Source organism: Vibrio sp. 10N.286.55.E10, assembly GCF_002872555.1.
Classification (GTDB): domain Bacteria; phylum Pseudomonadota; class Gammaproteobacteria; order Enterobacterales; family Vibrionaceae; genus Vibrio; species Vibrio crassostreae.
This window is the reverse complement of record NZ_MCSD01000018.1, coordinates 52,272-73,800: the sequence shown is the minus strand read 5'-3', so window position 1 is coordinate 73,800 and position 21,529 is coordinate 52,272. Positions and strand designations below refer to the sequence as shown.

The window sequence follows — 21,529 nt, the reverse complement described above, 5'->3', positions numbered from 1 at the left end:
ACTTAACTTTCCTTAAGTAACATTAGTATTTAAGGGGGGGGGGCTTTGGTAGGTTATGAGTTATTTTTATCCATACCGGAATCTGTTAGATGCGAATGAACGAATCGTATGTATATAAAAGTGTGTTGTTCGCATTTATATATTGCGTGCTCTCGATGAGTAAGAGTTTTGCCACGAATATTTTCAATGAGACTCCAACTGTGTATGAAGACTTTAAGACCTTACGAGTTGGGGTCATCACAGGCAGCGCTTCCGATAAGCATGTGAGTGATACAGGTAAAAAGCGAGTTTACGAAAAGTATTTGGATAGCTTAGAGAAATATTTACCACCAGGAATACGAGTAGAGTTACTAAAAGCACCATTAAGTGAACTTTTAGACTTAGCAAAAAGAGGTGCAGTTCATGCGGTATTCGACTTATCCAAAAATGAACGGCGAGAAGATACTTTCTCATTCACTAACCCTATCCGTGATGAGATTGTTTTCATATATAGCAAGTTAGACTTTGAAGAAGGTTTTCAAAGAGGCGATGAAGTATATGCGTTGAAAGGCTCAACTTGGGGAGAGGACGCACAGAGCTACTTACATTCAATTGGCCTTCGTAATAAGGTCTACTATGTAGAAAGCATATCGGATCTTTATAGCAAACCAATCTTTGTAGCGGGTAACACAAGTTTATTAAAACTATATCCACATAAGGCACCTATTACGTCTAATAAATCAATACATGTTGGAATTATAAAAGAATACGCTGATATTTTATTAGATCCTTTTAACTCGGCATTATCGGATGTCGGGGATATATATTTAGAACAGGAAATACAAAATAGTAAATTGGTTGAATTGGATTTAATTGTAGATGTCGATGTAAGGCCATTTTTTAGTCACGACGATAATGATGTCTCCGTGTTGTCAAAATATCAATATTTATCGAATCAAATGGGGGTTTTTAACATAGAACCCAGAGAGTGTGACGATGAAGAGTGCGAGCTAGAAAGTAATAAATTATCACGTCTTACAATTTATTCAGAAGATCTATTGCAGGGTTATTATGTAACCGAGAGCATAGGTTTGTTAAAGCAGAATCTGTTTACATTAGACGGCAATGAGAAAACAGGTCGTGTAGGTGTTTTGCAACGAAACGAGCGAATAGCATATCAATACGGTATAGAGACGATATCTTATAAGTGCTCGAATGATTTGATTGAGGGTTTTGAAAGTGGGGAGGTTGATGGATTTATAGCTGGTGATTTAGATGGTCATTTAGCTATGGCTAACCTAGGCTATGAAAAATATAAAAATCAGTTGATTGGTTATGAGTCTGTTGTGTTCGCAATACCTAAAAATATGAAATACTCTAGAGTTATTTATGACTCTATATCAGATTTGATTGGCACAGCTAAAATTACAGGATTTATTGATAGAGAAGATGTGGCTAATACATATATGATTGAAGAGGCGACGCAGGGTAAATTAGTAGAACGAAAAAAAATGTATATGACATATATCATATCGTTAGTATTGATTTTGACTCTTTGTGCGTATCGAATAAAAATTTATTTCTCCGACGGTATCAATGGATTATACAATAAGAGAATGATCAATCTATTTTATAGAAAGAAGAATCATAGTCATATTTTATTTATAAGGGTGAATAACAATTATGATGATGTAAATGACTTATCTAGGCATCGTAATGATAGTTTAGCTCTACTTACAAAGCAACTTGCCCCTTTTAAGTGTATTAACTATAAAGCCTTTAGATACCTAGATGATGCCATTATTATTTTTGTCGACTGTCATGATGATATGTTGATTTATCAGTGTATAGATGAAGTTTCTCGTCAAATTTCAAAGTATCACCTAATTATAGATGTGGGTATAAAAGAAACGACAGGGGACTGCTGCTCTGATATTAAATTATCAAGCTCTGCGATGCTGGTAAACAGTGCTGAAAAAAACAAAAATTATTGCCATTACGAGTACTCTCAAATAGCTAAGAGTTATATGGATAATCGAGCTATAGAAAATTCAATCAATGAGTGTCTAATTAATGAAGAGTTTGATTGTTATCTTCAGCCTAAAATAAGGCTAGATAACAGTGAACTGTATGGTGTCGAAGTATTAGCTAGATTAAGCATTAGAAATCAGACTATTTCACCTGAAATATTTGTTCCAATATTAGAGTCGCAGAGCAAAATTCATATGCTTGATTATATTATGATTAAGAAAACAATTAACTATATCAACGAAAGATCCAGGTTTGATGTGAACTTTTCTGTCAATGTTAGTTCAACAAGTATTGCTAGTGATGACTTTAGAGAGAAAGTACTATCTCTGATTTCAGTTAACAATGATTTAGATAATCTTGAGTTTGAGATAACAGAAACATTGACTAGAGAGTGCTTCGACCTTGTTCAAAAATTTATACGTGAGGTGCGAGAAATATCTAGAATAAAATTCTCACTCGACGACTTTTCTACAGGTAATTCGTCGTTGTTAGTACTAGATAAAATACACTTTGACACGGTTAAAATTGATAGAAGTATTTTGGAAATACTGAGAAAAAACGAAGGTGGATATAATCATATAAAAGAAATTGTAAATTACATAAAAAGCAAAGAAAGTACTGTGTGTTTAGAAGGAATTGAAGACAGAAATGATTTGGCAATTGCACACGAACTAAAAGTAACCTTTGGGCAAGGTTGGCTATTAGGAAAGCCAATGACAGTTAGCGATTTCAACTTAAAATACTGAGAATTTTTGGCTTAATCTATTATGAATCAAGAAAAAAATAAAATATTTCTAGGCATATGTAATGTCATGGTGACTCTGATACCTATTCCAATTATATCTGGGTTACTTTCACTACTTGCTCACGCTACATCATCATATGGCGATAAAACGGTTTCTTCGTTTTTGTACTCATCTTCACATGTAATACAAGAAGTTTATCCTCTTCTATTGTGTGTTTATTTCTCTTTGTTTTTAAGTAACAAATATAAACTGTCGCGAGCAATGGTTATAACACCATCACTTTCGACCATGTTTATTTTAATAAAAGCTGTCTCGCTAACTAAACATGATGATAATTTTTTCGAAGCATTTGTGTCATCTTCTGTTTTTTTATCAATTATTGTGCCTATTTTTGTGGCTAACCTCTTGAAAAGGATAAGTGAGAAACGATTTTTTAAGAGTGAATCTTTACCACTCGTTGTACAACAAACAGTAAACCTTATAGTTTGGACACTATTAGCGATATTCAGTTTTATTTTTTGTTTTGAAGTTGTTTACGAATTCCTTTGCCTCGCTTTAGACAGTGCTAAAGTTGTCCTAAACTCAAATGAATGGGTTGCTCCTGAGTATTTACAAATTGCCTTATATCTATTTTTTAAAAATATTACTTGGTTTTTTGGAATTAATGGAGCAAATTTCATTGGGGAATATGAACTATATGCACCGCAAGGATCATTAGTATTGACTAGTTTTCTTGACCAGTATTCTGCTCTGGGCGGTTCGGGGAGTACGTTGAGTCTCGTCATCTGTATGATTTTGTGTTGGAACTATAGGTATAAAGCATTAGGTTCGATATCACTTTTATTTGGCATGTTTAATATTAATGAACTTGTTATTTTCGGTGTTCCGATTATGTTGAATCCATTCATGATGGTACCCTTCATATTAATACCTATAGTTCAAGCTCTAATAGCTTACTATTTTTTAAGTTTAGGAGTAATCGAACCTGTTATTGATAATTATAACTGGATGCTGCCAACGTTTTATAATACGTTCCATTTATATGGGTGGCTATCAAATGAAATGTTGTTGCAAATATTAAACTTTACAATCGGCGTGATTATATACTTTCCATTCTTTAAAAGAATTAGCAATTTAACCTTTTATTCAAGTGTTAATATGACAAGTGACAAGTTTTTCGACTATGAAGATAGTAGGCAGGCTCTAGGTGTCGGAGATGTTGTTGGTCAGGTTAATAAATCGATAAAGGCACAACGAAATATTGAACGATTGCAGTCTACAGGAAAGTTTGAGCTATTCTATCAACCAATTTGTTCTGAAAATAAATTCTCTATAGTTTCAGTTGAAGCATTACTTCGTCATCGTTCACACGAGGGAAAAATCACACCTCCTACTTTTATCACTGATTTTCAATTGACAGGGATGATTGTCGATTTAGACCTTTGGGTTATTGAAAAAGCTTTATTAGACTTCAAAAAAATTGACATCCCCCTTGATAATGAACTTGAGAATATCGCAATAAACGTTTCTCCAATCACCTTTTTGTCCGATAGTTTTATAAAGAACTTCGTAGGTATTGTCTTAAAAAGTGACGTTGCTTTTTCTGAGATAACACTCGAGATTACTGAGGATGTGCTTATTAGTGATGAGTCGGGAACTGTGGCAAAGATCGCTGAGCTAAGAGGGTTAGGAGTGTCGATTGCGTTGGATGATTTCGGCTCCGGTTATTCTTCCTTAGGTTATTTGTCTAAATACAAGTTTGATAAGGTCAAAATAGATAGGGCGCTGACAAATAATATTGATACTGAGATAGGTAGCAAGCTTTTCATGTTAACAACACAGATTGTAAAAACATTAGGTGCGGTCGCTATAGTAGAAGGTGTGGAAACTGAAAGGCAATTAAAATCTGTGAACCGATTAGGGCCATGTCTTGTTCAGGGTTATTATTTTTTTAGGCCGATGTCATTGTCTGCACTTAATAACCTATTAACGTCAAAATCATCGAAAGCAATAGATAAAGTTTGTGTGTGTTATGAATAGAATAGTTTTAGCCTTATTTCTTTTTTTATTTTCAACATTTACACTCGCAAAAGTTGTTAGGGTGGGTTCTCTAGGGCAAGATATTGTCGTATCTCAGACGCTGAGCAAACTTGAAAAAGATATGAATGTCGAGTTTAAAATAGTGACCTTTCAAAGTAATGAAGAAGCAGTTTCAGCTCTAGAGAACAAAGAGATCGACCTCATTTCTAATATTCATGTAATTGATAAGTTAACTGAACGATTTCGTTTTTCTTTACCTTACTCTTTTGATTATTCGTATGTTTATACCAAAATTCCAATAGACAGCGTTAATGTTTCCGAGCTTTGGATCGAACAGGATAGTGTCTATGCAAGCTTACTTAAATTACGGAACTCAAGTAGTCGCATTATCATGAAAACTTATGATCGTACGCTTGGTTTTGTGACGAGTTTCCACTACCCAGATAATGCTGTTGTCTTAGGAAGTATGGAGCACTTAGAAAAACTACTGTCTCAAGGTTATTATGCGGATCGAACGGTCAACTCTTGGTTTGTTCCACCTGTTGCGTTTGCTGGTCTAAAAGAGGGTGAAGGTAGGCTTATTTCTGATATTAATCTCGCTATACAGAACGGCTCTTATTTGTCTCAGTCATCGAATATTATTGAGATGCAAGAAAGGCAAGCTCGTATCTCTGGATTACGCAAATCAGTGATTGCTCACAATATAGTTTCGCCCATTACCATTCGCTATAAAGCTGAAGACTTAGAGACCGATGGTTTAATAGAAGATTCCAGCGCGAGTAAAACTGCAATAAATGAAGCATGTACTTTGCTTGGTTTTCAATGTCAGTTTGATAATGAAGTCGATGAGTCTTGGCTAAGCGTCTATGATAGTTTGTTAAACGAAGAAATTGATATGATATCTGGTATGGCAGTCAATGATAGTCGAAGCCGTCTTTTTAGTTTTAGCGAGATATATTATTACCCTGAGATGTACCTCGTTGGTAAGTTAGATCAGTCGGGTCGAAATATTATTCTATCTGAATTAACTTCCGAACGTATTGGTGTAGTTAGGGGAGATTTCTTCGAACAACTATTCAATAAATTCTTAACCAGCAAAAAACTGTATTTATATGAAAGTCAAGAGGCACTGATACAAGCTTTGGTTGCAGGAGAGATCGATTTTTTGCCAATTGGATCGATTAATTACAACAAGCTTATGTATGAAACAGGCTACAAGCTTCCGATTGATATCGTTAATAGGTTTAAGCTTCCAATAGATTATGGAGTTGCGATAGCTTTTCAAAACAACGAACAAGGTCGAGTTTATGCTAAGCTGTTTTCAGAGGCAATGCAGATAGTAGATTTTCCAGAAGTCATTAGCAAGTTTAGTGACCGAAAGGATTGGCGAGCCTCCATGATAAAAATGAACAAATTTATCGAGTTTGCTATATCGATGATAGTGATTACTGGCCTACTAATGCTTTCTGTAATTGTTGCTTTGTATCATGAAGCAACAACCGATCAGCTTACTAATTTGGGTAATCGTAGAGCCCTTTATCGTAAGTCAAATTCCAAAGTAATAAAAAACTCAGTAATCATATATGCCGATATCGATAAGTTTAAATTTATTAACGATACATATGGTCATGAAGCTGGTGATATGGTTTTAGAGAAGTATTCTCAAATTATATCAACGAAATGGCCAGGGAGAGCATATCGTATCGGAGGGGACGAATTTATACTCACAGCCAAACGACTATCACCAGGTCTGAGCTCTTTAGTCTCTGAACTTAAATCTTTTCGTGTATTTGTTGAAGGTATAGAAATGTGTGTTGATGTTTCTATGGGAAGTTTAGTTATAAAAGAAGATAATACCTGTCTTAGAGAAGCTCTTTCCCAGGTTGATGTAAGGATGTATAAAGATAAAATAGTATAAGTATCAAAGCTGCCATAATTCTTAGTCATCAGAAATAGGTTATCTGCCTTAGATAGCACTAGTCTATGAAAGATATATTGCTTATTCTTTTGACTGTCAGACGGCTAAGTTTGGCAGTTATTAGTTTGTGCCTCGAGGTAGAAGGGACTGTCAAAATTATTCAATCTACCTTTTAGTTTTTCCGTAAATACGTGCCCCCGCTTCAAGTATTAGATACCTGTTCCCGATTGAAAAGTCGTCAAATCAACTAGCTGGTGATTTCCTAGACACCAAGCCTTCGTCCAAAGTTCTTATTCATCTCTGTAATTTTGAGGATTAAGGTACTCATTTAAAACCCTTAGCTTTTCTGACCTATTTGGGGAGTTTTGTGTTAATAAGTTTTGCATAGCTCAAATAGTCGAGGAATATTGTAACGACGCAACTGGTTAACTATTTCGAAGTATAGCGATGCTTACTTATGTACATGCTTGGATTAGGTTCAGTGTTGTTTAACGTATTTCACGCCGACCGGGGCATTGTCTAGCCTAAGTCTGCCAAACTTTTGGGGAAGGGGAGGTATTATTTATTAGGATAAGGCCACCATGCCAATGAGTCAGAGTTCGCTACCTACTGGGGAGGTATTATTTATTAGGATAAGGCCACCATGCCAATGAGTCAGAGTTCGCTACCTACTGGCATGGTGATTATTATGGTTAAATGTTAGGGTTAAAAACTTGTATTGAGCTTTGTTAGCTGTATTAAACTTGCCTAAACTGGGCCACTAAGTTTTGTTGATCTTCTAGATATTGAGTCAGTTGGTCACTTGACTTGGTACTAGATTCGGCAGCATGCTGATTTTCTACTGATTTGTCATATATCTGTTGTATCGACTGGTTCATTTCGTGACTAACAGACGTCATCTCTTCAATAGCGGTTGCAATTTGAATGCTTCTGTCAGATATGTTGTTCACGTTTAGTAATGCATCATTAAGCTCTCTCTCCGTCTCATCAGAAGCCTCGATACATGAGCTGGATGCATCAATAGCGTCATCTATTAACATGGCGGCTTTACGGGTTTGACTTTGAATTTCAGATGTCAGAGTGGTGATTTTTAAGGTTGCATTTTGGCTTTGCTGTGAAAGAGTTCTCACTTCGTCTGCTACCACCGCAAACCCTTTACCATGTTCTCCTGCGCGAGCAGCTTCAATTGCAGCATTTAGAGCTAACAGTTTTGTTTGTTCTGAAACTTTACATATCAAGTCCACGACTTCGTCTATGCTGTCGAGCTTTTCGACTAGCTTGATTATAGAACTCGATGTTTGAGTCAACTCATCAGAGACGCGTGATATGTGTTGTGCTGTTTCGTTGACTGCTTTTTTACACTTGTCTACTGACTCTATAGAAGTTTCCGCGTTCCTCGATGTGCTAGACGCGTTCTCAGCAATTTCTGAAATCGCACTGCCCATTTCAGTGATCGCGGTTGCGGTTTGTGATAATTGATCGTTTTGCTCACTAATATTAGTCAATGTAATATTTGCAGCAGTCATATTATCTTTCGCAGTATTGAGTGTATCTGTATTGGAGGCTTGGATTCTTCCTACTACGGCGTTTAACTCTGATTTACGCATTTTCAGTGCAAGTTCAATTTGGCTAACGTCATCTAGACAACCGGTATATATTAGCTGTGCTAGAGGGTTGTCATAGATCTTCTGTGCGCTTTTTGTTAACTTATCTAGTCTTCTTGTTAAAGCAAAAGTTGACGTCATAGAGAGCGTAAATAGTCCAAAAGCTAAACTATAATTCACCGGTGTTGCGTAGGCCAAAGCTAAGAATATTGGAGCATTTGATAGCGTTATTTTTTGCCAAAGCTTTAGTTTTGGTAGTGATAATCTTTTTATCTTTTCTCCATTATTTAGGCGTTTGTATATATTGTTAGCTCTGCAAATATTCTCCTGATCTGCAATTAGCCGAACAGATTGGTACTCCACAGTTTTTCCATTCAATTTTATTGGGGTTGCATATGCATCCACCCAATAATAATCGCCGTTTTTAGTTCTATTCTTTACGAGCCCCATCCAAGATTTTCCGGATTGCAAATGTGACCACATATCCTTAAATGCAGCTTTTGGCATATCCTTATGACGAACTAAGTTATGTGGTTGCCCTTTTAGTTCTTCATAACTAAAACCCGCAACGGTACAGAAATTGTCGCTGGCGTAAGTAATATAGCTATGTAAATCTGTTGTTGATAGCAAGTTAAAACTAGCAGGAAAAGTTATTTCTTTACTCAATTGACATGACCCCCGTCAAATTATTATTCACATCAAATTACATCGCTTGTATTCGTATCGATAGTAATCGAGTTAAAGACTAATCAAGTAACGACGCAGCATAATCCAAAGGCTGTCTTACATTGGCTTAAAGAAGCCTAAGCTACTTTAAGGTATACTTTAAGTTGTTTAGTAGGCATAAAAAGAGGCTGTCAAATGTTAGACATATTAATTATTGAAGACGATAACGAGTTGAGAGAAATGCTCAGTTACTTACTGTCAATTGTTGAGGGGTTTAACGTTGATTCTTTAGCGACGGGAGAAGGAGCGATAGAGCACATTGAATCGAAAAAGCCTAGGTTAATTTTGTTAGATATACAACTTCCCGGGCAATCTGGTTTGGAAATCCTAAGCGAAGTAAAACGAAAAAATATACCGTCTGCGATTATCATGATGACAGCCAATGATAGTGAATTATGCGAAACGAATTCTCTCGTTTTAGGGGCGCACGATTACGTTTCGAAGCCTATTCGCAGTAATGTGTTGGTAGAGCGTATCAAGCGTCAACTAAGTGCGGTTGACAAAAAAGTAACTATCTCTTGTGATTCAAACAACTTCTACTTGCGCGAGCAAGATTCAGCTCTTATTTATAACGACATTGTTGTTAGCTTGATCCCTTCAGAGTACGAACTAGTTGAGGTTTTAATCGATGCCAATATGCCTATGATGGTTAGTGATATTTTCGAGAAGATTCATGGATTTAGTTACCATGTCGAAGACCGCTCCATTTATATGCGTATTTCTTCATTACGTAAAAAGTTACTTCGTTACTTACCCGAGATCCAGCTAATTAAAAATCGAAGAGCTAAAGGGTTTTATTTAGCACATCCAGTGAGCAAGTTATGAATGCTTTTTTGTCTCAAATCGTTGCATCTGTTGTTATAGGTTATTTAATTAGTTCGGTATTGTCTTTTAGCCTTATTCTGCCTTTGAAAAAAGATGCAGAACGTGAGCTCAACCTTAAACGCGTTGAAATGGTTATTGAAGGTTTTATTGAACATGATCAGAGCCGGCAAATTGGTGCAGATAATGTTTGGCGATTTCAGTGTGATGTCGTTTCTGATACTGACAAAATCCAATCGAAAGGCGACATTCATACAATTGTAAAACGTTACGATACTGACCGTTTTATTCTCGGTGCATTTAACAGTAAAGCATATCAGGATGACGCACATGTTAAGCGACTTAGGTGGTTAGGTTTACTTGATGGTCTGTTACAGGTTACATGCACATTATTAGTTCTCTTGATATCACTGAGGACCTGGTCGAATGGCTTGAAAGAAATGCAGCGATTATCAACCGAGTATATGAAAGGAAACTTTGCGAGTCGCGCTTGTAGAACAGGTCCTGAACCTATTCGTAACTTAATCGATAACCAGCATATCATGGCAGAATCGCTGAGTAACTTGATAAACAAACAAAAAGTTATTTATGCATCTTTGCCACACGACATTCGTACCCCGCTAGCTTCAATTCAACTGACTAGTGATATGCTCCTTTATGAACAAGGTGATAATCAGTATCTGACAAAGAAATTGGCCACTCAAGTTGATAGTTTGAACACCTTATGTGAGAGCAGTTTGTATTTGTTTAAATTGATGAACGGAGATATCCAAGCGGTAAAAAGACAAGTTAACCTGCAAACTATTCTATCATCGTTCAACAATGTTCTTGGTTCACATCAAACGTTGACAACATATGGATGTGATACGTTGGTACAGACAGATAGCGCTATCGTAAGAATTGTATTTCTCAACATTATCTCGAATGCGTTGAAGCATGCAAAAACAGAAATCACGGTCTCTTTAGCTCGTTATCCCAAACATGACGTACTACGTTTTTGCGATGATGGTTGTGGCATAGAAGAGAAAATCATCAGCGCGTTCAATGCGGGGACGCTAGGGGAAATTAAATCACAGCAAGGATATGGTATTGGATTAATACTCATATCTGAGTTGACGAAGGTTTTAGATGGGATTGTTTTGCTTTCAAACAGTAACGTTGGAGGAAAAGTCACACTCGTGATTCGTAGAGGGTAGTCTTGCTGCTAGGAGGAAGTGTACTTCCTCCTAAGAACCCTATACGTTATGCGTCTTTTAGACGGTTAAGTGTATCGATAAACTGATCAATAGAACGATGGTTCGATAAATTTACGCTGAATTTGCCATTGACGACAAATGCAGGAATTGCCGAGATTCGGGCGGTCTCTGTTAGATTTATAGAGTCGTGGATCATTGATTCGACTTCAACGAGCTGATCTTCTGACAACTGCTGTGTATTGAGCAATTTAAAATCCGAAAATAATAAATCAGCATCCGAAAGTTTCAATTCACCAGTTGATTGTACGATTGCAAATAGTTCGTAAAGCAAAGCATGCGGAACCGGGTCGACTTGCACTTTAGCTGTATAGTAGAGCCTTGCCGAAGTTTCAGTCAGATCATCAAAAACTGCATGAATACGGTTGATTTCTAGCTCTTTTAGTCGACTATTCTTTTCGAATAATGTCGACATGTTCCAACACGGGTTACAGGTCAATGAGAAGTATTTGTCTATCGATTTATCAGAAGAATAAGCTTCAGCTAAAGGTGTATAAAGTTCTTTTTCGAAAAAAGCTGCATTGGCACTGTTACAGGCAAGCATTATTGTAAATGAAGTGAATAGTCTTCTAAGCATCTCGTTACCATTGTTGATTAATTACTCTATACAATCCTATATTGCGGCACTTTTTAGTTCTTTAAGTAAATGTAAGAGGCTAAGCGTATACACAGATGGTGTTGGTTTGCACAAAAAGGAAGTGGGGACTTCTATTTGTAAAAAATTGAAACAAAAATAAAACACCGTTCAATTGAGGTTAAGTTACACTTCTCATATTCTAATCAAAAGACAGAGCATCAGCATGCGCCCCCTTATTGTTACCACCATTTGCTTAAGTTTTATTAGTGTTCCTTGTATAGCCTCTAAAGGATCAAATTATCTCTATACGGGATATCAGAATACGAGGGTGAGCGACGATGGTTTTCAAGATTATTTTGATGGTGCTTACAATAACTCAGGGAGTAAGCAGCTTTACGGTGGCTATGTCGGCGGGAACTATGCCTTAAACGATACTTTCTTCGTCGGCTTCGACTCGTCAGCAACCACACGCTCTTCAACGACACTGTCTGATTTGTCTATTCAGTTGGGCTGGTATCAGCCCATTACTTCACAGGTTGAGCTTTATGCCTCTGGTGGTGTGAATTGGGTTAGGCCGGAAAGGCGCTCTTCGTGCCGTAATGACACCATTTGGGATCCGTGTGATCGAGAGACCATTAAAAATTACGATGAGGGTTTTATTGGTGAGGCGGGGGCGGTCGTTTCACTCAATGATCGTTGGTCACTGCAACCTTTTTATCGCTATTCAGATACCCATCAACATGGTCTAAATAATTTCGGGATTGTGAATTCAGTTGATATTCTTTCTTGGCTCGCTGTCGATGCTGGATATGACCATACTTATAGCAAAAACCTAAAGCAGAATACGATTCGAGTGGGGGCGCGGTTTACGTTTTAGCGGCTAAAGGCGCAAAGATACAAAAAAGCCCTGCATTTTCATGCGGGGCTTTCTGTATGCATCAACCCATTTGAGGGCGAGACAGTGTATTCAAGATTAAGCTAGAAGCTCTTTCGCTGTGTTTACTACGTTTTCAGTAGTGAAACCGAACATCTTGAATAGCTCACCTGCTGGTGCAGATTCGCCGAACGTTGTCATACCGATGATCTTGCCACCGAAACCAACGTATTTGTACCAGAAGTCAGCGATGCCAGCTTCTACAGCGATACGAGCAGTTACGTCAGATGGAAGTACAGACTCACGGTACTGCGCGTCTTGCTTGTCAAATGCGTCAGTTGCAGGCATAGATACTACGCGTACTTTCTTACCTTCAGCCGTTAGTTCAGCAGCAGCGTTAACCGCTAGTTCAACTTCAGAACCTGTTGCGATAAGGATAAGCTCAGGTTTGCCTTCACAATCTTTCAGGATGTAACCACCCTTAGCGATATTAGCTACTTGCTCAGCGTCACGATCTTGCTGTGCAAGGTTTTGACGAGAGAAGATAAGTGCAGAAGGACCATCTTTACGCTCGATTGCTAGTTTCCAAGCAACAGCAGACTCAACTTGGTCACATGGACGCCATGTGCTCATGTTTGGCGTTAGACGTAGAGAAGCGATCTGCTCAACTGGTTGGTGAGTTGGACCATCTTCGCCTAGGCCGATAGAATCGTGTGTGTAAACTTGGATGTTCTGAGTTTTCATCAGAGCAGCCATACGCATAGCGTTACGAGCGTATTCCATGAACATTAGGAAGGTTGCGCCGTATGGTACGAAACCACCGTGCAGAGCGATACCGTTCATGATCGCCGTCATACCGAATTCACGTACACCGTAGTGGATGTAGTTACCAGAGAAGTCGTTTGCTTCAAGAGACTTAGAACCAGACCACATAGTCAGGTTAGAAGGCGCAAGGTCAGCAGAGCCACCCATGAATTCTGGTAGCATAGCACCGAATGCTTCTAAAGCATTTTGAGACGCTTTACGTGAAGCGATGTTTGCTGGGTTAGCTTGTAGGTCAGCAATGATTGCGTTTGCTTTCTCTTCCCATTCAGCAGGAAGATCACCGTTTACGCGGCGTTTGAATTCAGCTGCCAGCTCAGGGTATGCTGCTTCATAAGCTGCAAGTTTCTCGTTCCACGCTGCTTCCTTAGCTGCGCCTGCTTCTTTCGCATCCCACTCTGAGTAAACTTCCGACGGAATTTCAAAAGGACCGTGCTCCCAACCTAATTCTTTACGTGTTGCTGCAATTTCTTCAGCGCCTAATGGTGCACCGTGACAGTCGTGCGTACCTGCTTTGTTTGGAGAACCAAAGCCAATCACTGTTTTAGTACAGATTAGAGTAGGGCGAGGGTCTGCTTTAGCTGCTTCAATCGCTGCGTTGATAGCGTCAGAGTCGTGGCCATCTACTGATGGGATTACGTGCCAGCCGTAAGCTTCGAAACGCTTAGGTGTATCGTCAGAGAACCAACCTTCCACTTCACCATCGATAGAGATACCGTTGTCATCCCAGAAAGCAACTAGCTTACCAAGACCTAGCGTACCCGCTAGAGAACATGCTTCGTGAGAGATACCTTCCATCAGACAGCCATCACCCATGAATGCATAAGTGTAGTGGTCTACGATGTCGTGGCCTTCTTTGTTGAACTGTGCCGCTAGCGCTTTCTCTGCCATAGCCATACCAACAGCGTTAGTGATGCCTTGACCTAGAGGACCAGTCGTTGTTTCGATACCTGGTGCGTAACCGTACTCAGGGTGACCTGGAGTCTTAGAGTGCAGTTGGCGGAAGTTCTTAAGATCTTCAATTGAAAGCTCGTAACCTGCAAGGTGAAGCAGAGAGTAAATCAGCATAGAGCCGTGGCCGTTAGACAGGATAAAACGGTCGCGGTCTGCCCACTCTGGGTTTGCTGGGTTGTGGTTTAGGTGAGAACGCCAAAGTACTTCAGCGATGTCAGCCATACCCATAGGTGCGCCTGGGTGACCAGAGTTTGCTTGTTGTACGCCGTCCATGCTTAGAGCACGAATAGCGTTAGCTAGATGTTTGCGATTCATAAGAACTTCCGAATAAAAATTAAGAAAAACAAAATTGATAAAAGTAGGGGAACTGAACGTTCCCCTATTTGTAATTGGTAAGAGTGATTACAGCTTAGCTGCGATCATGTCTTCTAGTTTGCCTTGGTCAACGGCGAAGTTGCGGATGCCTTCAGCTAACTTCTCAACAGCCATTGCATCTTGGTTGTGATCCCATAGGAACTCAGCGTGAGTCATCGCGGCTGGACGCTCTTTAGTACCGTTAGAGTCGATTAGCTTCTCTACTACTTCGCCTTCTGCTGCTTCTAGGTCTGCTAGAAGTTGAGGTGCGATAGTTAGACGGTCACAACCAGCAAGTTCAAGGATCTCGCCGATGTTACGGAAGCTTGCGCCCATAACAACAGTCTTGTAACCGTGGTCTTTGTAGTAGTTGTAGATATCTGAAACAGAGATTACACCTGGATCTTCTGAAGCTTGGAAATCACGACCTTCTTTCGCTTTGTACCAGTCCATGATGCGACCTACGAAAGGAGAGATTAGGAATACGCCAGCTTCAGCACAAGCACGAGCTTGAGCGAAAGAGAATAGAAGCGTTAGGTTACAGTTGATGCCTTCTTTCTCTAAGATTTCAGCTGCGCGGATGCCTTCCCAAGTAGAAGCCAGTTTGATAAGGATGCGGTCATTAGTGATGCCAGCGTCGTTGTACATTTTGATAAGTTGACGAGCTTTAGCAACACTGCCTTCCATGTCGTAAGAAAGACGAGCATCTACTTCTGTAGAGATACGGCCAGGTACAACTTTCAGGATTTCTTTACCGATGTTTACGTTAAGCATGTCGCAAGTGTCTTGAACTTGCTGTGCTTTGTCATCGCTTTGCGCTTTAGCGTATTCGATAGAAGCATCGATTAGAGGTGCGTACTCAGCAATTTGAGCAGCTTTAAGAATTAGAGATGGGTTAGTTGTTGCATCTTCAGGAGTGTACTTGCTGATAGCTTCGATATCGCCAGTGTCAGCTACAACAGTTGTTAGTTTACGAAGTTGCTCTAATTTATTGCTCATTTTGATCATCCTATGTATCGCATAACACCTCATTAATGGGAGAGGTGTGGGCATTTGCAAGCTAACTAATGAAGTTCTCAATGGTTGTACCAGTGAGCCAAACTTACATTAATTTAAATTTTTCTCCGAACGAACATTTGCACAGAACATTTGATCGTTCGATGAGTAAATGATGTAGCCATATTTATCCGATCTAGCACCAAAGTCAACGGTAAATAGTCCTGTATGGTGACTTCAGTCAAATATATTTCGCTCTAGTAATCATGGGGTATGCAGGCAAACGTTTAACGGGCATGGAGAGGTGAATTAATCAACAATAAAACCAAGGCTATCACTGTGAACAAATGTTCCTTGTTGTTACATATGTTCACGGTGTAAACTTGTGTATCACTTGCTGATGCATCGAACATTTGTTCTCAAAGCAGGTAAAATAATTGTTAAATATAGGTTGCGTGGTATATGAGTAAGAATATCCAAGATGTTTCCGAAGAAAACACTGATCTCCTCACTGAAGTGGCGGTAGCTTATTATCAGGATGGCGCGACACAAGAAGAGATCTCCAAAAAGTACTCTATCTCTCGTGCAAAGGTTGGTCGAATGCTCAAACAAGCCCGAGACGAGGGTATTGTTGAGATCACCGTGAAGTACCATCCAGTATTCAGTGCCAAGATAGAACAACGCTTGATTGAGCGCTTTGGTGTGAAACGTGCGCTCGTGGCACTAGATCAACCGAACGAAGAGAAGCAGCGACTTCAAGTTGCAGGTTTAGTGTCTAACTACCTAACCAGTACACTGAAAAACGGCATGGTGGTGACAGTAGGCCAAGGTCGTAACGTATCTTCTGTTGCTCACCATACTGGTGTAATTACTCCTCGTGATTGTAAGTTCGTGTGTGGTATCGGCGGTATTCACCCAAGAGGCGGTATGTTTAATGCCGACCATATATGTAGGCAGTTAGCCAAAAAATACGGCGGCTCGTCTGAGACCTTGTATGCGCCCGCTTATGCAGAAAACAAAGCACAAAAAACCGCATTCATGGAAAACAGTACCGTTAAGCAAACACTCGATCTAGCCAGAAAAGCAGACGTTGCTTTGGTCGGTATTGGTGATATGAGTGAAAACAGTTATATGGTCGACTTAGGTTGGTTTACTGCGGGTGAAGTTGTTCAGTCTCGCTTATTACAAGGTGTCGTAGGTGACTTCGCGGGTTATGACTTTTTTGATGTACACGGCAAAGCAGCAAACACAGTAATGAGTGATCGAGTCATAGGCTTAGGCTTAGAGGAGTTTCGCCCAATAGCGGAAGTTATTGCTATCGCAGCAGAGAACAGTAAGCCATTAGCTCTCTTAGGTGCACTAAGAACAGGTGTGGTTGACGTGATTGCGACTAGTGTAAGTAACGCATTGACTGTGCTTAACCTAGATGAACAAATGAAGCATGCTGAGTTTAAATGAAAGTCGCTAGAATATAATCGTCATTGAATGAAAGGGAGCCAGTACCGACTCCCTTTTTCTATAAAGCAACGACACTACAATTCTAATGACATCACAAACATCACTTCCTTCCCGCTGCTTGATTCACTAATTTGCTGCCATACTCTGTTCTAGATTTAGCTTAAACAGATCGATAAATGAGCGAGTTTTTTTCGATAACGAATTCGCGGAAGGGTAGATCATGGTCAAACTTAATTTAGGGAAAACAACCTCTGGCAAAACATGTACTAGGTTGGATTCATCCCCTGATCGCGTTAGATAGATATCTGGAAGAAAGGCAATCCCTTGGTGTTGTAACGCTAACTTGAGTAAAAGGTTTAGATCGTCGGACTTTAAATGGATTTGAATGGACTTATCAAGAAAGTCAGCGCTGTATCTATTGGACAAAATACGATGGAGCTTTAAGTCATTTAAGCTTTCGCAGAAGGGATGACTATCAAGGTACTGTTTGGTCGCGATGAGCCTTGAGCCATAATGTAGCAAGCTAAACTGAACATAACTATCGTCGATGATCTCGACGGTATTAGGCAGTATCTGTAGGTCAAGCCCCTGGCGCTTTAAGTCCACGGAATCTTGGTAATTTTCAATTTCGATTTGCACATTGGGAAACTGTGCTGAATAGTCTTCGATAGTGGAATTAAAAATACTAGAACTCATCAAAGCTGACGGAATGGCTAGGCGCAATAGGCCATTGAAATCCCGCTGACTTTCCTGCAACGCTTCGACTCCCTGCTCAATGTGATAAACCTGCTTAGCCACCAATTCGTACAAGTGCTTCCCAGCCCCAGTTAGTTCAATATTCCGTGTGGTACGAATCAAGAGCTCTGTACCTAGAGAGGATTCTAACGCTTTTAAGCGGCGGCTGACCTTTGAGCGCTGCATATTATTTGCCTTAGCTGCAGCACTGATCCCTCCATGAAGTACGACTTGGGAAAATAGTCTGATATCGTCAAAACTTGCTTTCATTGTCCTATTTTTAGCTCAAGTGTGGGCTCTTTATGAGCATACCAGATAGATTTTATTATGACTATAATTGCACAAAAATCTTTTCGGTTAGGATGTAGCATGAAGCAAAAGCAAGTATTTAAGCGCACTATGAAAATTTTGGGTAGCGTATTTGTTGTCTTATTTGTGTATTTAATTATCGCGGATCGTCGAGCTCCTTTCACAACAGAAGGACGTGTTTATGGACAAGTTGTGCAGATAGCGCCAGAGGTGACAAGTCGAGTCATACGAGTATTCGTTGAGAACAATGAGGTGGTTGAAAAGGGCGACGTGCTATTCGAACTGGACTCGAGTCGATACCAAATAGCGCTGGAGCAAGCTGAGTTATCATTGAAAGCGGCAAAAGAACAAGAACGTTCTTTATATGCTCAGAAAAAGATGGCGATAGCGAGCATATCTAGGGCCGAAGCCAGTTATAAAAATGCACAAACAGACTATCTACGAATTGCCGAGCTTGCCAAAAATCAAGCAGTGTCGGCATCATATCTAGACAATGTTTTTAAACAGTACCAAGTTGCAAGCTCGGTACTTGAGATTGAAAAGCATAACCTTAGCACTTTGGTCGCTCGTTTAGGAGAAGCGGGTCAGCCAACAACTGATGTATTGCTGGCTGAAAATAGAGTTAAGCAAGCACAGCTTGATTTAATGAATACCACAGTACGTTCACAAAGCGATGGTGTCGTTACTAACCTACGTTTAGAAGTTGGAGCAATGGCGACAGCCAATATGCCGTTGATTACATTAATATCTGATGGTTCTATGTGGGTCGCGGCTGATTTTAGAGAAAAGTCTGTGGCGCATGTTCAAGAAAGCTATCGAGCGCTTGTTACGTTTGATGCTCATCCCGGACAGATATTTGACTATCGCGTCGCGAGCCGAGATTTAGGTGTTGCTTCCGCTCACCAAACCCCAAACGGTACGTTAACTCAAATTGAAGGGAATAACCGTTGGGTACGCGATGCGCAACGAACAAGAATTAATCTACAGAGTGACGGTGTGTTGCCGAGCCCACTATTTGTTGGTTCTAGAGCGACGTTAGCCTTGTACTCAAACGATAATCGCTTTTGGGGGTTTGTCGCTAAGATGCGTATCCGTTTGGTTAGCTGGTTTCATTTCATCTATTAGGCGGTCGCGATGAAGACGTTTCGAATATGGTTTGGTTGTTCATTCGGTTTAGCCATAAGTATGAGTATGGGCTGGGAACTGGGCTTTTTGGCGATTCTGCTGCCCCTTTTTATACTTAGCCTAAGTGATAGCTTGAACCTACCTCTGTTGTTGATCATTGCGGCTAGTGCACTTTGGTCAATAATTCAGGCTAATTTACTATGGGGAGCTTTCGGAAGTTATCCCTTTGCTTTGTTGATCGCTGTAGCGGGAGTATTTCTCTTTAAATGTATTGCGATGACAAAAAAACAAACCTTTATTATCGGGTATATGGGATTGATTGCGATATCTATTTTATTGCATCTAAGTAGTTACGACTTTATCGATATAGAAGAAATATCAATCACGATTGGCGTGTATTGCTTTATGAATATTGTTATCTGCTCTATGGCATATTGGTTATTCCCGGACGCGACAGACAAGAACCAACAGCCAGAAGAAACAGCACTGCCTATTCAGTACGATGCAACGCAAATCATGGTGATTTGGGTTGTCGTGATGCTGTCTTTTATCGTATTTCAAGTTGTTGATCTTTATGACTCATCGGCTGCATACGCATCAATACTTGTAATTTTGGCACCTTTAACTTGTTCAGGTGCAGTGCAAATGGCCAAAGTGAGAGTGATTGGTACAGCGCTGGGCTGTATTACAGGATTGGCTGTGCAATTGATTCTTGGACCATGGTACGAAAATGCAATTTTGTATTGGTTATTATTCACAATTGCTATGGGGCCATTCTGTTATTGGCACACACAAGGTAAATTAAAATCTGCCGTTGCCTCTGCCGGGATGGCTTCATTAACGGTACCTTTGACAACTGCTTTAACCCCAAGTGAGCAAGACGCTATTTTTTCTATTTTATATAGGTTTAGTTCAATTTTTATTGCAGTTGTCGTCAGCGCTTTATTTATTTTGTTGATGCAAAAAATACTTGAATATAAAGCGTTAGATAACTCCCCAAGTTTGAAAGAGAAACGATAATGACGCCACATTATGCGGTAGTTATTACGCTGTTACTGATACTCGTCACGTCTGGGTGCGCGCAAACCCCTGAGCGAAACATCTCCTTAAAGTCTGAGCAGATAAATCCCCTTAATACTCCTGGGTTGAGATTTTGGGATGAGTCTGTCAACTCTGCTGATAATTACGATATCGATAACGCGATAGATTCATTAGTTGAGCACAGTAACCTGTCTGGACAGGTGAATCATCTTGCTTTGTCTGGGGGCGGGTTTGATGGAGCTTTCTCTGCTGGTGTTTTGAATGCATGGACCAAAAGCGGTACTCGACCCGAGTTCGACGTGGTCACGGGAGTTTCAACCGGTGCAATTGTGTCGGTGTTTGCCTTTTTAGGAAGTGATTACGATCAAGCACTAGAGTACTACTATACGAGAACGTCAGCTGAAGAGATGTTTAAGCGTAACTCGATTTTTAAGTTACCTTTTCGTAACTCAATGGTGGATGTGAGTGGCTTTGAACGCAAAGTGCGTCACGCTGTCGATGTCACTATGCTTAATCAGCTTGCTCTTGAGAGAAGTAAAGGGCGGTTATTGCTGATAGCAACAACCAGTTTAGATAATCAAAAAATGGCAATTTGGGACATTGGAAAAATAGCGCAGATCGGTACGCCTGAAGCACAGTATTTGATTCAAGATATTATTATCGCGAGTAGTGCTGTACCAGGCCTGTTCCCTGCGACTCGAATTGTGTTGCCTTATGAAGGAGGAACGCTAGATGAGTTGCATGTAGATGGTGGCGTGTCACGACAAGTGTTTCTCATTCCTCAAGGTTTTCAAACACCTTTGGCGTCAACGTCAAGAGACGTAAAAAGGAACATCTACGTCATACGTAATGGTTTCCTGAAGCCAGAATTCGAAGAAGTGGAAAATGGTTTAGCGTCAGTCTCTTACCGTGCTTTATCGATTTTGATTCGCCGGCAAAGTATTGGTGATATAGAACATATCTATAATTACAGTGAGCGAAATCAGATTGGCTTTCATCTTGCTTACATAGACGATGATTTTTCGAAAGATAACCTTAACTCGTTTAGCCTAGAGTATATGCAAAAGTTGTTTGCGTACGGATATCAAAAAAAGATAGAGAGTGACTTATGGAGCCAAAATTTACCGAATCCAGATTGAGTGAGCTTTAAATGCATCTATGGTTT

At 39.8% G+C, this 21,529-nt stretch carries 15 protein-coding genes; 10 read left to right on the top strand and 5 right to left on the bottom strand.

All coding sequences use genetic code 11. The features are described 5' to 3' along the window. The first annotated feature begins 155 nt into the window (after positions 1–155). From BCV39_RS12315 to BCV39_RS12305, 3 genes are read left to right on the top strand one after another with little or no spacing between them, the layout of a single operon-like run. Complete coding sequence (locus BCV39_RS12315) at positions 156–2,756, top strand: EAL domain-containing protein (protein WP_157937180.1); 2,601 nt, start codon at positions 156–158, stop codon at positions 2,754–2,756. A gap of 21 nt (positions 2,757–2,777) precedes the next feature. Further along, positions 2,778–4,796 carry an EAL domain-containing protein gene (locus BCV39_RS12310; protein ID WP_102432949.1) on the top strand — a complete coding sequence of 673 codons (2,019 nt, stop codon included), beginning with the start codon at positions 2,778–2,780 and terminating at the stop codon, positions 4,794–4,796. After that, positions 4,789–6,714 (top strand): GGDEF domain-containing protein, encoded by a 1,926-nt coding sequence (locus tag BCV39_RS12305; RefSeq protein ID WP_102432950.1) that lies wholly within the window; start codon positions 4,789–4,791, stop codon positions 6,712–6,714. Before BCV39_RS12310 ends, BCV39_RS12305 begins: the two co-directional genes overlap by 8 nt. 737 nt (positions 6,715–7,451) lie before the next feature. On the opposite strand, the gene BCV39_RS12300 is transcribed toward BCV39_RS12305, so the two are convergent. Next, on the bottom strand, positions 7,452–8,984 hold the full coding sequence (locus BCV39_RS12300) for a PAS domain-containing methyl-accepting chemotaxis protein (RefSeq protein ID WP_102432951.1): 1,533 nt from the start codon (positions 8,982–8,984) through the stop codon (positions 7,452–7,454). 195 nt (positions 8,985–9,179) lie between these two features. Between BCV39_RS12300 and BCV39_RS12295 the strand changes: the two genes are divergently transcribed. Beyond that, positions 9,180–9,869, top strand: coding sequence for a response regulator transcription factor (locus tag BCV39_RS12295; RefSeq protein ID WP_102432952.1), 690 nt, complete (start codon positions 9,180–9,182; stop codon positions 9,867–9,869). Then, a complete protein-coding gene (locus BCV39_RS12290; RefSeq protein ID WP_102432953.1) occupies positions 9,866–11,062 on the top strand; it encodes a HAMP domain-containing sensor histidine kinase in 1,197 nt (398 codons plus the stop codon). The genes BCV39_RS12295 and BCV39_RS12290 overlap by 4 nt, the downstream gene beginning before the upstream one ends. 46 nt (positions 11,063–11,108) lie before the next feature. Here BCV39_RS12290 and BCV39_RS12285 read toward each other — a convergent pair whose 3' ends face one another. Beyond that, on the bottom strand, positions 11,109–11,696 hold the full coding sequence (locus BCV39_RS12285; RefSeq protein ID WP_133146458.1) for a peptide permease: 588 nt from the start codon (positions 11,694–11,696) through the stop codon (positions 11,109–11,111). 223 nt (positions 11,697–11,919) lie between these two features. Between BCV39_RS12285 and BCV39_RS12280 the strand changes: the two genes are divergently transcribed. Next, entirely contained in the window at positions 11,920–12,573 is a 654-nt protein-coding gene (locus BCV39_RS12280; RefSeq protein WP_102432955.1) for an outer membrane beta-barrel protein, read from the top strand. A 96-nt stretch (positions 12,574–12,669) separates the two neighbouring features. On the opposite strand, the gene tkt is transcribed toward BCV39_RS12280, so the two are convergent. Next, a complete protein-coding gene (tkt, locus tag BCV39_RS12275) occupies positions 12,670–14,661 on the bottom strand; it encodes a transketolase (RefSeq protein WP_102432956.1) in 1,992 nt (663 codons plus the stop codon). Between the two features lie 87 nt (positions 14,662–14,748). Further along, the gene (tal, locus tag BCV39_RS12270; RefSeq protein ID WP_102432957.1) at positions 14,749–15,699 is read right to left on the bottom strand and encodes a transaldolase; all 951 of its coding nucleotides are present in this window, start codon (positions 15,697–15,699) and stop codon (positions 14,749–14,751) included. A 459-nt stretch (positions 15,700–16,158) separates the two neighbouring features. Here tal and BCV39_RS12265 point away from each other — a divergent pair, with 459 nt between their 5' ends. Next, a complete protein-coding gene (locus BCV39_RS12265) occupies positions 16,159–17,154 on the top strand; it encodes a sugar-binding transcriptional regulator (RefSeq protein ID WP_050644258.1) in 996 nt (331 codons plus the stop codon). Between the two features lie 126 nt (positions 17,155–17,280). Here the strand turns inward: BCV39_RS12265 and BCV39_RS12260 are convergent, their stop codons facing one another. Continuing rightward, the gene (locus BCV39_RS12260; protein ID WP_102432958.1) at positions 17,281–18,159 is read right to left on the bottom strand and encodes a LysR family transcriptional regulator; all 879 of its coding nucleotides are present in this window, start codon (positions 18,157–18,159) and stop codon (positions 17,281–17,283) included. 99 nt (positions 18,160–18,258) lie between these two features. On the opposite strand from BCV39_RS12260, the gene BCV39_RS12255 reads away from it, so the two are divergent. Genes BCV39_RS12255 through BCV39_RS12245 form a run of 3 tightly spaced genes read left to right on the top strand, consistent with a single transcriptional unit; the run spans position 18,259 to position 21,503 of the window. Continuing rightward, a complete protein-coding gene (locus BCV39_RS12255; RefSeq protein ID WP_102432959.1) occupies positions 18,259–19,323 on the top strand; it encodes an HlyD family secretion protein in 1,065 nt (354 codons plus the stop codon). Positions 19,324–19,332: 9 nt separating this feature from the next. Beyond that, positions 19,333–20,343 (top strand): DUF2955 domain-containing protein, encoded by a 1,011-nt coding sequence (locus BCV39_RS12250; protein ID WP_048659976.1) that lies wholly within the window; start codon positions 19,333–19,335, stop codon positions 20,341–20,343. Continuing rightward, the gene (locus BCV39_RS12245; RefSeq protein ID WP_065676218.1) at positions 20,343–21,503 is read left to right on the top strand and encodes a patatin-like phospholipase family protein; all 1,161 of its coding nucleotides are present in this window, start codon (positions 20,343–20,345) and stop codon (positions 21,501–21,503) included. Before BCV39_RS12250 ends, BCV39_RS12245 begins: the two co-directional genes overlap by 1 nt. The last annotated feature ends 26 nt before the right edge of the window (positions 21,504–21,529 follow it).